The organism is Microtetraspora sp. AC03309 (assembly GCF_020826795.1).
GTDB classification, from domain to species: Bacteria; Actinomycetota; Actinomycetes; order Streptosporangiales; family Streptosporangiaceae; genus Microtetraspora; species Microtetraspora glauca.
This window is the reverse complement of sequence record NZ_JADDIL010000064.1, coordinates 19,382-31,661: the sequence shown is the minus strand read 5'-3', so window position 1 is coordinate 31,661 and position 12,280 is coordinate 19,382. Positions and strand designations below refer to the sequence as shown.

The following is a 12,280-nucleotide window of genomic DNA, read 5'->3' as shown; positions in this document are numbered from 1 at the left end:
ATGATCGCCGGGCCATTGGCGGGCCATTTAGGGCGGTCACTAGGGGGCAGTCACGGTCACTCGCGGACTGCCCTTCGCCCAGGTCGAGGCCGCTTTCCCTGAGGATCAGGCCGATTTGCACGCAGGATGTCCGGAGTCGAATCTCCCAGGTTCCACCGCACGTCAAGGGCCACTTCCCGTGATCAGGAAGTGGCCCTTTCGATCCTGTGAGGTAGCGAAGTACGGAACCGGCGCAGGGGCAATCGGCCATCCGACGGATTGCGTTTCCGCTATCAACAGGGCGTTCTGAAAGTCACCCCGCCTTGATCACGTAGGACGCCGTCAAGTGGAGTGTGGCGCGTGTCACATCGATCTCATGTCACGTACGGGCAGGCAGCTTTCATCTCGTGGTCGTCAGTACGACGAGAAAGGCACAGACGATGACCACAAAGCACGGCATGGCGGCCACACACCGCGTTCTGATTCTGGGGGCGGGGTACGCGGGCATGTCCACAGCGATCCAGCTCGCGGCTCGGGTCAAGCGGCGTAAGGACGTGCAGGTAACGCTGGTGAATGCCCAGGAGCGGTTCATCGAGCGGCTGCGGCTGCACATGACCGCGACCGGGCAGAACCTCGCCGAGATGAGCATCCCGGAACTGCTTGAGGGCACGGGTACGGAGTTTGTGTGCGGCTGGGTGACGGCCGTGGATGCGAACGCGAAGGTTGTACGGATCGACGACAACCAGGTGCTGCACTACGACACACTGGTGTACGGGCTGGGCGGCATGGCCGACACTGAGGCGGTGCCGGGCGTTGAGGACCACGCGTACACACTCGACAGCGCCCAGGACGCCGAGTCGCTGGCCGACCGGCTGGCTCGGCTCGGCCGCGGCACAGTCGTGGTCGGTGGCAGCGGGTTGACCGGCATCGAATCGGCCGCGGAGATCGCTGAGCGGTACCCGGAGCTGAACGTCGTGCTTCTGGGCCGGCAGGAACCCGGTGCAGCCATGAACCCCAAGGCCAAGGCATATCTGCAGGCCGCGCTCGAGCGCCTGGATATCCGCGTGCGCAGCGGGATCGAAGTGGTGAAGGTGCTGCCCGATTCGGTCGAGCTGGCGGGTGGTGAGAACATCGCCGCCGATGTCGTCCTGTGGACGAGCGGTACGCGGGTATCGCCGCTGGCGGCAGCCGCGGGTCTGACCGTCGACGAGCGCGGCCGCATCGTCACCGACGCCGCGCTGCGGTCGGTCTCACACCCGGATGTGTACGCCGTGGGTGATGCGGCCGCGATCCGCCAGGGCTACGGCGTCATGCACGGCACCTGCCAGGGCGGCATGCCGACCGGTGTGCATGCCGCGGTGTCGATCGTCCGCGCGCTGAACGGTAGACAGCCCAAGCCGTTCCGCTTCGGCTACTACCACACGCCGGTGAGCCTGGGACGGCATGACGCGGTCGTTCAGTTCACCCACCCCGACGACAGCCCTCGACGGCTGTATCTGACCGGCCGCACGGCGGCACGGTATAAGGAGACGGTGACCGCTTCGCCGTGGCCGACCTACGGCCGCATGAAGAAGATGCCCGCCTCGGGCGCGTTCTGGCCCCGCGGCGGCCGCTTCACCCGTATCCGGGGGGTGCGGTGACGCACCCGTCCCCGGAGCACGACCAGCAGGTGTTCAACCAGCATCGCAACCTGCTGTTCTCAGTGGCCTACCGCATTCTCGGCACCGTGGCAGACGCCGAGGATGCGGTCCAGGACGCCTGGATCAAATGGTCGGCCACCGGCCGCTCGCAGGTGGCCGACCCCAAGGCATATCTGGCGCGGATCGTGTCGAATCTGGCGCTGGAACGGCTGCGGTCGACCCGGCACCAGCGCGAGACATATGTGGGGCCGTGGCTTCCGGAGCCCATTCTCACCAGTGGCGACACCGCCGATGACCTCACGAACGCCGAGTCGGTATCGATGGCGATGCTGGTGGTGCTGGAAACGCTGAGCCCGCTCGAGCGCGCGGTGTTCGTGCTGAAGGAGGTCTTCGACTTCAGCCATGCCGAAATCGCGGAGGCGGTGGAGCGTTCCGAGGCCGCGGTGCGCCAGGCGGCGCACCGTGCTCGCGAGCACGTGCGGGCCCGGCGGCCCCGCTTTACCGTGGACCGGTCGCGGCAGCGCGACGTCACCGGGCGGTTCCTTGCCGCCGCGACCGGAGGTGACATCAACACCCTTATGGAACTGCTGTCCCCGGACGTCACACTGTGGACCGACGGCGGTGGCAAGGTCCGCCAGGCCCTGCGTCCAGTCGTGGGCGCACAAACGGTGGCCGCCTGGTTCGCAGCCATCGGCAAGGTCACTTACCAGGGTGTCGAGCCTGCCGACATGAATGCCGAACTGGTCGAGATCAACGGCGGCCCGGGCATGGTGTTCAGCGGTTCGGGCCGCGTGATCGCCACTGTCACCTTCGACTTCGACGCTGACGGCCGCATCACCGCCATCCACAACGTCGCCAACCCCGACAAACTCCAGGCCATCGCCGACAGAACCACTCGCGACGTCGGCATGCCCCGAGTGTTGTGAATGTTCGAGGACGTTGCCGTCAAGCTTGCCGCCAAAGGCGGGAAGAACGGCTGCGGCCATGATCGGGCCCGGAGCGTTCCGTGGAATCGCTCCGGAGCAGTCCACGAAGGTGCGAAGATCTGGCCTTGCCGTTTCTGTGGATCTCCCCCTCTCTCCTCCCATCAGGCTCCGGGTGATCTCTGTCGGGGGGGACGCCATCACCGCGGCGGACCGCGAACCGTCCCTAGTGGAAAATGACCGCGCAACCAGTCGCGATGCTGGCCCGGCACGCCTCATGCAAAGCGAGCCACACCACAGATTCGATCTCGAACGGTGCGCTCTCCGGAAGCGCGAACACCCGGGAGGCTTCGGTGTCCGACAGGGATCCGTCCTCCTCGATCTGGATGCCGATCATCGGAGCGCACTCGTGCAATTCCGCCAGAAGACGGTGACTTGACCCGACCATCCCGCCTCCGGCGATCCCCGCGCCATCGGACAGGAAGACCGGGTCGCAGAAGTCGACCGGAACGTAGTAGCCGTCGCAGTCGGAGTGGCAGAGCAGGTGTGAGGAGAACAAAAGGACCTCGTCTTCGACCTTGTAGTCGTCCCGGGAGAGTTCTTCCTGGCTGAAGACCGGCGTCACTGGTTCCTCCCTCCTCATGAGGGCGAAAACTCTGCGCAGGTAGTGGAGGTACCCGTAGGGGAACGAAGCCGCATGGCTGCGCATGAACGGCGGCGTGCTCTCCGGCCCGCGCCAGACCGGTTCCTCCGGCTGACGCCACGTCACCCCTTCCTGCATCAGGGCTGTGCTCAGCCGGTCCATCTCCGCGCGGTAGTACGTGATGCCTTCTTCATCGCTTGCCCACGACTCGATTCCCACAGATACGCCAAGACCCATGCGGTAGAACGTACGCCGCCGCGGGTCCACCCATGAAGGGGACGAGAGTGCCCGAGCGGCGGGAGCGGACGATGTGCACGAGACGGGAGGCGACGACGGCTGCGGCGGCCAGCGCGCCGGTGCCGGCCCAGATGTACAGCGCGAGCCAGACATAGGTGATCTGATCCAGCGTGCCCACCCGACGCATCAGGAAGCCGATCAGATCGGCGAGGCCGACGAAGAACACGATCGGCGACGCGTAGGGAACCAGCCGTACGAACAGGCGCCACACGGCGCGGCCTTTACGGCGGCGGGCCCAGGTGCGGGCACGGTGGACTCCCACGAAGCCGAGCCCGAGATTGAGCAGCGTCAGGCCGCCCAGCCAGAGATCCGCGGTCATGGTGAAGGGCACGGCGTCCGCGTCGGGGCGACCCTCGATGAGGTCGATCAGGCCGTCGGTGATGATGACCGCGTCGTCACCGGAGATCATCCCGGTGTTGGTGACGACGGCGATGCCGTATCCGCTCGCGGGCAGGAGGGTCTGCGCGGAGTTGTGGGTGAGCAGCCAACCGGTGTGCCGGAGCTGAAGCGCTCCCCCAGCGGTCTTCGCGGTCTCCCAGCCCATACCGTAGTCGCTGCCGTCCACGCCGGACGCGGTCTGGGTGATCTTGACGGTCTCCTCGGGGAAGACGTGGCCGGCGCCGTTCTGCGTGATCAGCCACTTGGCCATGTCGTCGGCGGTACTGACGACACCGTAGGAGCCGTTGACGAACCACTTCGGATGGGAGCGCCTGACGACCTGGCCGTAGGCGCGGATGTAACCCTCGCCCGCGCCGGGGAGGTCCATGGTGGTGTTCACCGTCCTGGTGGAGGTCATGCCGAGCGGGCCGAACACGGTGGCGCCCATGTAGTCGGCGAACGGAACTCCGGCCACCACCTCGACGAGGCGCGCCGCGAGAGAGTAGTTGGGGTTGTGATAGATCATCGTGGTGCCCGGATCCGTGGCGAGTGGGGCGGTCCGCAGCATCGCGACGGCGTCCTTGAGAGTGTCCGGCGGGGGGAGCGTCAGCTCGGGGAAGGTCTGGTCGCTCATCCCGGACGTCTGCTGGAGTAACTCCCGCACGGTGATCTTCCCGGCGCGAGGATCGGCCATGGTGAACTCGGGCAGATACGTCCGGACGGGGGCGTCCAGGACGATCTCTCCCTGGTCGGCGAGGTGCAGCACCGCCAAGGCCGTGAAGGACTTGGAGACCGAGGCGAGCGGCATCGGCGTCTCCTTCGTGATCGCCTCGCCGCCGGCCGTGTGGCCGTAACCCGCGGTGCGCACGACATGGTCGCCCTTCGTCACCGCGACCAGGGCACCGGGAAGTCGGGTCCGCTCGATGTAGTCGCGCATGTAGTGGTCGATCACGGTATCGCTCAGCCCGCCGGTCTCCGGCGCTTCCGCCGAGGCGCTCGCCACCGTTCCTCCCATCGCGAGCAGCACACCGGTCAGACCCGCGATCACCGCGACCTTCCGGATCTTCATCGAGGGCCCTCCGAGGTCTCTATTCGCATGGGACGAACGTTAGAAATCGGCGGGAAGGTCACACAGCGTACGATCGTATGGACCCTCACCTGACTTTCGTCAGGTCGTGGACCGGGACGCCCTCTCCGGCTTCGGATCGGTCGCCGCGTGACGCGCTTCGACGCACTCGCCACCGCATACAGGAACGGCGAGCCCTTACCGGTGCCGTGGTGGATGAGCCTTCTCTCGATCGACGGACGTGTGGGAGCGCAGGAGCAGGCGCTGTATCTCCCCGTGTACGAGGGTTGGAGAGCCGAGACGGGGGTGGGGATCGCTTACGTACCGTCCCCACTCGATGCCGACGACTGGATTATGACCGCGGCGGGGGACATGGGCAGGCCGACCCGTCCTTTCGGGAACGGGTGGTGGTGGGTGGAGTAGCCATCAGATCCCCTGGAGTTCGTGGACGGCTTCGCCGACCACGATGGGAGGCCCACCGCCGACATGCCGACCACCACGGCATGGATGCGGCTTGCTCATGAGGCGAACACCGCTCTTGCTCAGCGGTTGTCGGCGATGTGGTTGGCGGCGACGTATCCGAACGTCATGGCGGGGCCGATGGTGGAGCCGGCGCCGGCGTAGCTGTGGCCCATGACGGCGGCGCTGGCGTTGCCGGCCGCATAGAGGCCGGGGATGACCGCACCGGCAGGTGAGAGCACGCGTGCCTTGCCGTCGGTGACCATTCCGCCCTTCGTGCCGAGATCACCAGGGACGATCTTGAAGGCATAGAACGGCGGGAGCCACAGCGGGGCGAGACAGGAGTTGGGAACGACCGCCGGATCGGTGTAGTAGTGATCGTAGGCACTGTCGCCGCGCTTGAAATCGAGGTCCCTGCCGGTCACGGCGAAGCCGTTGAAGCGGCTGATCGTGCCCTGCAGGGCACTGGCGGGGACGCCCATCTTGGCCGCCAGACCCGCGATCGTGAACGACTTCACGAGGGCGCCGCTGCCGTACCACGCGTCCGGGAACGGCAACGTCGGCGCGAGGTCCTTGAAGAGGTAGCGGTTGCGGTAGTTCTGATCGATGATCATCCAGGCGGGGATGTCCGGCGCCGCGGCGTTCTTCTCGTACATGACATGGACCACGTCGCTGTAGGGCGCGGCTTCGTTCACGAAGCGCACGCCTTGCTGGTTGACGATGATGCTGCCCGGAAGGGTGCGCTCGGCCAGGCAGAAGTACGGTTCGCCGGCCAGCGGGATCACGGGCCCCCACCAGGAGTCGTCCATCAGCGCGACCTCGGCGCCGGCCGCGAGACCGGCCGCGATGCCGTCACCGGTGTTGGAGGAGGCGCCGACGGTCCAATCGGTGCCGATGGGCTGTTGCTGATAGTGGTCGCGCATGTCGGCGTTGTGCTCGAAGCCACCCGAGGCGATCACGACTCCGTACGTGGCCTTGAGCAGGGTCTGCGTGCCGTCGCGTGTCACGAGCACGCCGGTGACGCGGCCCGCGTCGACGCGCAGATCGACGAGCGGGGTGTTCAGCCAGACCGGCACCCCCGCCTGCAGCAGTCCGGCCCGCAGTGCCCCGGCCAGTGACTGGCCCATGGTGAGTGGCTTCTTGCCCTGTGCGGCGGCCTTGATCCAGCGATCGTAGGTTCCGAGCGCGATGGCCGCGCCCCTGGCGTTGACCAGGGCGAGGTTGAGCCATTTGTAATCGGCGCTGAAGACCACCTGACCGCTCGGTACGGGGATGTAGGCAGGGTTCAGGTTGGCCAGTTCCGGGCCGAGGAGGTTCCCGTCGAACATGTCCGGCTCGATGGATCGGCCGTTCGGCAGGCCGCCGGGCCGTTCGGGATAGTAGTCGGAATAGCCCTCCATGAAGCGGAAGCGCAGCGGGCTGTTCTGCATGACGAAAGAAATCATGGCGGGTCCGTTTTCGAGAAACGCCGCCTGCCGGTCCGCGGGCACCTCGTTTCCGACGACCGCCGCCAGATAGGCGGCGGCCTTGGCCGGAGTGTCCGGTACGCCTGCGGAGAGAATGACCTGGTTGTTCGGAATCCAGATCCCCGCACCCGAACGGGCCGCCGAGCCGCCGAACGTGGCCGCTTTCTCGACCACGAGCGTGTTCAGCCCTCGTTTCGCCGCGACCAGCGCGGCGGTCATTCCCGCCGCCCCGGCCCCGACCACCACGACGTCGTACTCCGGTGCGTCGGTGCTGTCCGCATGGGCGGCGACACTGCCGAGAATCGTTGAGCCGAACGCGATCCCGACGCCGGCGGCGGCGCCGCGCAGAACCTGCCGGCGGGTCGGATGAGAGCTGTGACCAGGCATTCGACGACCTTTCGCATAGGACAACGGCCTTGCCGGCACCTCGCGTTCGGCACCTGCTGCGCACAACATGATCTATGTCGAGGCCCAATCATGCGCTTGGTTGGTATGCCTGTCAACGGTGGACGATATCGATATCGGCGTGTTCAGATGTATGCCACCGGACATTCAGCGGGCGCGGTTCCGGTCGCCGCCGTCGCCGTTTTCGGCATGTCTCACGATTGCGATGCACAAGAAATGAACGATGATCGACAATGCCGATTCGCGCGTGCTCCATGCATATGAAAGTCCACTCGGTCTTCTCCCATGCCGGCGGCTTGGGATCCGTACGGCACGGAAACATGGTGACGGGTGCGAATCCGGTTTCCAGGGCGCCTGGTGCGTCTCCTCCGACACCACGTTCATCGTGACCGGGACGGATTTCCCCTGGTAGTCAATGGAAGCGTTCATGCCGTATCACGGTGCTCACCGAGCGTCCGGCCGCTGGGTGCCAGGACGCCCTCGGTCCCGTCGCGTGCCGGCCTTGGATAACGTCGAGGTCATGCGGCTCCATGTGGGATGTGCGATGTGGACTCATGCGTCATGGCAGGGGCGCTTTCTGCCCCATCCGCTCCCTCCCGGGGAACGCCTGCGGTCCTATGCGACCTGGTGCAACGCGGTGGAGGGCAACACGACGTTCTATGCGACACCGGCGAAGAGCACAGTGGAGTCGTGGGCGCGGCAGACCGACCCCGACTTCCGCTTCGTGGTGAAGTTGCCCAAGTCGATCACGCACGAGCGCCGCCTCAACGGCGTGGACGAGGAGCTCCGATCGTTCCTGGACACGATCGAGCCACTCGGGCCGCGGGTCGACGCCCTCTGGGTCCAACTGCCGGGATCATTCGCTCCGACCGACCTCGGCACCCTGGCGGGTTTTCTCCGTAGCCTGCCCCGCGCGCACAGATACGCCGTCGAAGTCCGCCACCGCTCGTTCTTCGATGACGCGCGATCCGAACGGCTTCTCACAGGAGTTCTCGCCGGCGCCGACGTCGAGTGGATCCCGTTCGACACCACCGTTCTTTTCCAGAGCCCACCGACCAGTGACGCCGAGCGGGACGCGTGGACGAAGAAGCCGCGGGTCCCGCGCCGGTCGCTCGCTCTCACTGACCGTCCGATCGTCCGCTACATCGGCCGGGACGCCACGGCGCGCACGATCGAAGGCTGGCAGCATTGGGTCGATACGGTCACAGAATGGCTGCGCGAAGGCCGTTCGCCGACCGTGTTCATCCACACCCCCGACAACGCCGACGCGCTGACGCTCGCCCGTCGTTTTCACGACGACGTGCGGGCCCGGCTGCCCGAGATCGAGCCGCTCCCCGAGCCCATGCCGTCCGAGCCGCTGACTCTCTTCTGACTCCTGGTGCTTTGGGTGGGAGCCTCTCCTCACGCCGGGACGTGATCCGTGACCACCGGGGGTGCGGAGGCGATCTCCACGTGGCCCCACCAGCCCAGCAGCATGAACCAGGAGCCGTCCCACCGGAAATCATCGATGTTCCCGTAGTCGATGTCCCCGTACCGATCCTTGAAGGGCTGGAACGTGCGCTCGACCCAGGTGATCTGTGACGGGTTGGGGAAGGCGATGCGCACCTGCCGGTAGCAGTACTGCTTGCCGGGCTTGGCCGGATGCCACTGCGGGTGGCCCTCCCTCAGCGCCGCTTCGACGACGAAGGTCAGGCGGTCATCGCTCTCGATCAGTTGAAGGAGGTAGGAGTCCTCCAGGTGCAGATGCTCAAGGCCCGGCAGTTCGTGATAAGGCCGGAGGGCGCCCCTGTGCTCCATCAGCTCTCCCGGATCTCGTCAGGATCGGGACACCCCCTCACGGTTCTCCGAGGGGTGAAGAACACGCAGGGATGTCGTACCGGTCAGGCAAGCCTCCCACGCCGTAGCGATCTTCGGATATGCAGGCGCGTGATCTCCACGTCCGGCGATCCGCTGACCGGCCCGCGTCTCCTGCCGTACGGGCGCTCCGCGCCGCCGACGAGCCACCGTGTCCCCCGCGTCGCGTGATCATCTGGGGCTCACCCGCCAGATCGTGAGGTCAGCCCGCTTGAAGGTATGGGCGGCGCTTCCGGCGGAGAACCCGGAGCACATGACCGGCTGACGCCCGATATGTCAGGATTTCCGGATGAACCTCGACCAGAGACTTGTCGACGCGGCGATCGCCCAGATGGACCGTCGATGGCCTGCCCGCGAGTACGGCGGCGCGGCGGCCGTCTATCTGGATGACGGAGAGATCCTCACCAGCGTCGCTTTGGACAACCTGAACGCCGGGGTGACGCTCTGCCACGAGACCGGTGCCATCTGCCAGGCGTACACGTTGGACCGGAGGATCACCGCGTCGGTGTGCGTTTGCCGGATCCCCGGACGTGACGGGGTGGTCGTTCTCGCTCCGTGCGGCATCTGCCAGGAGCGTCTGGCGCTGTGGGGGCCTGACGTGCAGGTCGGCGTATCCGATCACACCACTCCCACGGGGTGGCGCGCCCGCACTCTCCGGGAGGTCAATCCCTTCTACTGGGGATCGGAGTTCGCGGATGACGGCGGCTGGCCTACACCCGAAGTTCACTGTTCATGACCTCGGCTGAGATCACGCGCGGCGCCCCGGACAGGGATGGGTGGACATCGATGACCTCGTCGGACCGCTGATCCAGGAGATCGGGACGAACGGGATCAGGGCCGCGCCGAAGGCGAGACGGCCGGAGGTCCAGGCGAGGCCGGTCCTGCGGCCGCCCGTCGTCGTCCGAGGTCCAGGCGAGGCCCGGTCCCGCGGCCGCCGGTCATCGTCCGAGGTCCAGGCTCCATCGGATCTCTCCGTCCTGCCATCGGCCGGTGGGGGTGAGACCGGCGGCGGTGGCGACGGCCGCGGACGCCTGATGGTCCGGATGGATGTGGGCGATGACGCGTTGTACCGGTTTCCCGGCGAGCCAGGAGACGAGACCGCGGGCCGCTTCGGTGGCGATTCCGCGGCCCTGCCAGGGCGCCCCCACCACCCAGGCGATCTCGGCGACGGGACCGTTCGCGGAGGGGCCGACGGTCGCCTGGACGGTGCCCGTCAGGCATGCCTGCTCGTCGAGCCGGATGACCCAGTTGCACCATGACACGGCGGGATCGGGTGAACCGGCGATCATCCGCCGGTAGCGGGAGCGCAGGGCCTCCGGTTCGGCCGGCACCCCGCCGATGAAGGTGTGCAGCTCCGGATCCGACAGCACCGCGGCCATCTCCTCGGCGTGCTCGACGCGAAGCGGCAGGAGCAGCAACCGGTCGGTACGGATGCCCTCGGGGACGATCGCGCTCAATGCGTGCCGTACCGATGCCGGAGGAGACCGTACAGATCAGGCGACATGCGGTCACTCTAGCCTCGGGCTTTCGCGGTGAATTGCACTCTTGAACGAAACGGCGTCGGATATGACGGCCTCCAGACCCCCGGGGCAAGGACAGGTTCCCGGGGGTCGCTCCTTTTCCGCACCCGGTACGGCGCGGCCGTGCCGTCCCCGGTCGACCGCCCGGTCGCAGGTCGAGCTCCCTCAACCCGCGAAACGGGGTCATCATCGTGATGGACAACGAATCCCTCGCGGGGTGGATTACCGGGATTCGCGGCCGAACGTACCTTTCTCCCTGTTTGTTGCGGCTGGGTCGCCGTTGGTTCTGGCCCGGCTGTTCCTTCACAGGGGGTCACATGAGCCGTATCACCACACCGCGCCGCCGTCTGCTCGCGGCTGCCACCGGGGGCCTTGCCGTACTGTCCTTCCAGGCGTCCATGACCGCCGCGACCGCCGCGACCGCGGACGACGCCGTGACCGTGGTCGCCAAGGGCCTCGACAACCCGCGCGGCCTGTCCTTCGGGCCGGACGGGGCGCTGTACGTGGCCCTGGCCGGCAGCGGCGGGAAGATCAAATGTGCCGCGATGCCCGCCGAGCCCGGCGCCAAGCCCGAGAAGATGTGCTTCGGCACCTCCGGGAAGATCATCAAGATCAAGGACGGCGCCACGTCCACCGTCGTCTCCAAGCTGCCCTCCGCCGCGTCCGGCGGTTTCGGCCTGGGACCGCACGACGTGGCGGTCGCCGACGACGGCCGCATGCTGGTCACCATCGGCCTCGGCGGTGACGCCAAGCTGCGCGCCAAGCTGGGCCCGAAGGCGCGCAACCTGGGGACACTGCTCAGCATCGACGGCAAGGGCAAGGTCGTCCGGGTCGCCGACCTGGTGGCGCACGAGGTCAAGCACAACCCCGACGGCAAGGACAAGGGAAGCAGCGTCGACGCCTATCCCTTCGGTGTCGTGGCCACGCCGGACGGCGGGGCGCTCGTCACCGACGTCGGCGGCAACGACGTGCTGAAGGTCAGCGCCAAGGGCAAGATCAGCACGCGGGCGGTCTTCCATGCCCGCAGCGCGGACGCTCCTCCGGCGCTGAAGATGCCCAAGGGGTCCAAGCTGCCGCTGCAGTCGGTGCCGATGGGCATCACCCGTGGCCCCGACGGCGCCTACTACGTCGCCGAGCACGCCGGATTCCCGCAGCCCGAGGGTGTGGCCCGGGTGTTCCGCCTGTCCGGCAAGGGCAAGCCGACGGTGGCGGCCAAGGGCTTCACCACCGTGGTGGACATCGCCTTCGACGCCAAGGACCGCATGGTCATCCTGGGATCGGTCGGCAAGGTCCCGGCCAGCGGCCAGCCGCTGACCACGCTGTACCGGATCGAGGCGGACGGCAGCCGCACCGAGCTGCTCAAGCCGGGCACGCTGAAGGCCCCGATCGGCATGGCCCTCGCCGACGACGGCTCGGTCTACGTCTCGCAGAACCCGTACGCGCCCGGCAAGGGCGAGGTCGTCCGGGTCACCGTCGCCGAGTAGATCGCACGGTCGCCCTTCTCCGTCGGATCGCACGTGTCCACGGCCGGGCTCCGGTTCCCCGAGTGAACCGGAGACCGGCCGTTGACCGTACGTCAGGGCTTCGCGGCGGCAACCCGCGGATACGACGGTGCGATGGCAAGGCGTAACTCCCCTGCTACCCTCGGTG

Annotated in this window: 10 protein-coding genes; 5 read left to right on the top strand and 5 right to left on the bottom strand. The window is 67.1% G+C overall.

Features of this window, described 5'->3' with window-relative positions; all coding sequences use genetic code 11:
• Nucleotides 1-419 precede the first annotated feature (419 nt).
• Both IMZ11_RS31005 and IMZ11_RS31000 read left to right on the top strand, forming a co-directional pair.
• On the top strand, nucleotides 420-1,619 hold the full coding sequence (locus IMZ11_RS31005; protein WP_228645974.1) for an NAD(P)/FAD-dependent oxidoreductase: 1,200 nt from the start codon (nucleotides 420-422) through the stop codon (nucleotides 1,617-1,619).
• On the top strand, nucleotides 1,616-2,545 hold the full coding sequence (locus IMZ11_RS31000; RefSeq protein ID WP_228645973.1) for an RNA polymerase sigma-70 factor: 930 nt from the start codon (nucleotides 1,616-1,618) through the stop codon (nucleotides 2,543-2,545). The genes IMZ11_RS31005 and IMZ11_RS31000 overlap by 4 nt, the downstream gene beginning before the upstream one ends.
• A gap of 223 nt (nucleotides 2,546-2,768) precedes the next feature.
• Here IMZ11_RS31000 and IMZ11_RS30995 read toward each other — a convergent pair whose 3' ends face one another.
• The 3 genes from IMZ11_RS30995 to kstD form a co-directional block, all read right to left on the bottom strand.
• A complete protein-coding gene (locus IMZ11_RS30995) occupies nucleotides 2,769-3,422 on the bottom strand; it encodes a hypothetical protein (protein WP_228645972.1) in 654 nt (217 codons plus the stop codon).
• Nucleotides 3,376-4,929: a serine hydrolase gene (locus IMZ11_RS30990; RefSeq protein ID WP_228645971.1), complete on the bottom strand. Its 1,554-nt coding sequence runs from the start codon at nucleotides 4,927-4,929 to the stop codon at nucleotides 3,376-3,378. The genes IMZ11_RS30995 and IMZ11_RS30990 overlap by 47 nt, the downstream gene beginning before the upstream one ends.
• A 539-nt stretch (nucleotides 4,930-5,468) precedes the next feature.
• Complete coding sequence (gene kstD / locus IMZ11_RS30985; RefSeq protein ID WP_228645970.1) at nucleotides 5,469-7,238, bottom strand: 3-oxosteroid 1-dehydrogenase; 1,770 nt, start codon at nucleotides 7,236-7,238, stop codon at nucleotides 5,469-5,471.
• Between the two features lie 562 nt (nucleotides 7,239-7,800).
• Between kstD and IMZ11_RS30980 the strand changes: the two genes are divergently transcribed.
• Nucleotides 7,801-8,628: a DUF72 domain-containing protein gene (locus IMZ11_RS30980; RefSeq protein WP_228645969.1), complete on the top strand. Its 828-nt coding sequence runs from the start codon at nucleotides 7,801-7,803 to the stop codon at nucleotides 8,626-8,628.
• A gap of 29 nt (nucleotides 8,629-8,657) precedes the next feature.
• Here IMZ11_RS30980 and IMZ11_RS30975 read toward each other — a convergent pair whose 3' ends face one another.
• On the bottom strand, nucleotides 8,658-9,053 hold the full coding sequence (locus tag IMZ11_RS30975; protein ID WP_228645968.1) for a hypothetical protein: 396 nt from the start codon (nucleotides 9,051-9,053) through the stop codon (nucleotides 8,658-8,660).
• Between the two features lie 346 nt (nucleotides 9,054-9,399).
• Here IMZ11_RS30975 and IMZ11_RS30970 point away from each other — a divergent pair, with 346 nt between their 5' ends.
• Nucleotides 9,400-9,846 carry a cytidine deaminase gene (locus tag IMZ11_RS30970; protein ID WP_228645967.1) on the top strand — a complete coding sequence of 149 codons (447 nt, stop codon included), beginning with the start codon at nucleotides 9,400-9,402 and terminating at the stop codon, nucleotides 9,844-9,846.
• A 202-nt stretch (nucleotides 9,847-10,048) separates the two neighbouring features.
• On the opposite strand, the gene IMZ11_RS30965 is transcribed toward IMZ11_RS30970, so the two are convergent.
• Nucleotides 10,049-10,567 (bottom strand): GNAT family N-acetyltransferase, encoded by a 519-nt coding sequence (locus IMZ11_RS30965; RefSeq protein WP_228645966.1) that lies wholly within the window; start codon nucleotides 10,565-10,567, stop codon nucleotides 10,049-10,051.
• Nucleotides 10,568-10,947: 380 nt separating this feature from the next.
• Between IMZ11_RS30965 and IMZ11_RS30960 the strand changes: the two genes are divergently transcribed.
• A complete protein-coding gene (locus IMZ11_RS30960; RefSeq protein ID WP_228645965.1) occupies nucleotides 10,948-12,114 on the top strand; it encodes a ScyD/ScyE family protein in 1,167 nt (388 codons plus the stop codon).
• The last annotated feature ends 166 nt before the right edge of the window (nucleotides 12,115-12,280 follow it).

Coding starts and splice junctions, on each gene's coding strand:
- IMZ11_RS31005 (WP_228645974.1), top strand. CDS start 420: ATGACCACAAAGCACGGCATGGCGGCCACACACCGCGTTCTGATTCTG.
- IMZ11_RS30975 (WP_228645968.1), bottom strand. CDS start 9,053: ATGGAGCACAGGGGCGCCCTCCGGCCTTATCACGAACTGCCGGGCCTT.
- IMZ11_RS30970 (WP_228645967.1), top strand. CDS start 9,400: ATGAACCTCGACCAGAGACTTGTCGACGCGGCGATCGCCCAGATGGAC.
- IMZ11_RS30960 (WP_228645965.1), top strand. CDS start 10,948: ATGAGCCGTATCACCACACCGCGCCGCCGTCTGCTCGCGGCTGCCACC.
- IMZ11_RS30995 (WP_228645972.1), bottom strand. CDS start 3,422: ATGGGTCTTGGCGTATCTGTGGGAATCGAGTCGTGGGCAAGCGATGAA.
- kstD (WP_228645970.1), bottom strand. CDS start 7,238: ATGCCTGGTCACAGCTCTCATCCGACCCGCCGGCAGGTTCTGCGCGGC.
- IMZ11_RS30980 (WP_228645969.1), top strand. CDS start 7,801: ATGTGGACTCATGCGTCATGGCAGGGGCGCTTTCTGCCCCATCCGCTC.
- IMZ11_RS30990 (WP_228645971.1), bottom strand. CDS start 4,929: ATGAAGATCCGGAAGGTCGCGGTGATCGCGGGTCTGACCGGTGTGCTG.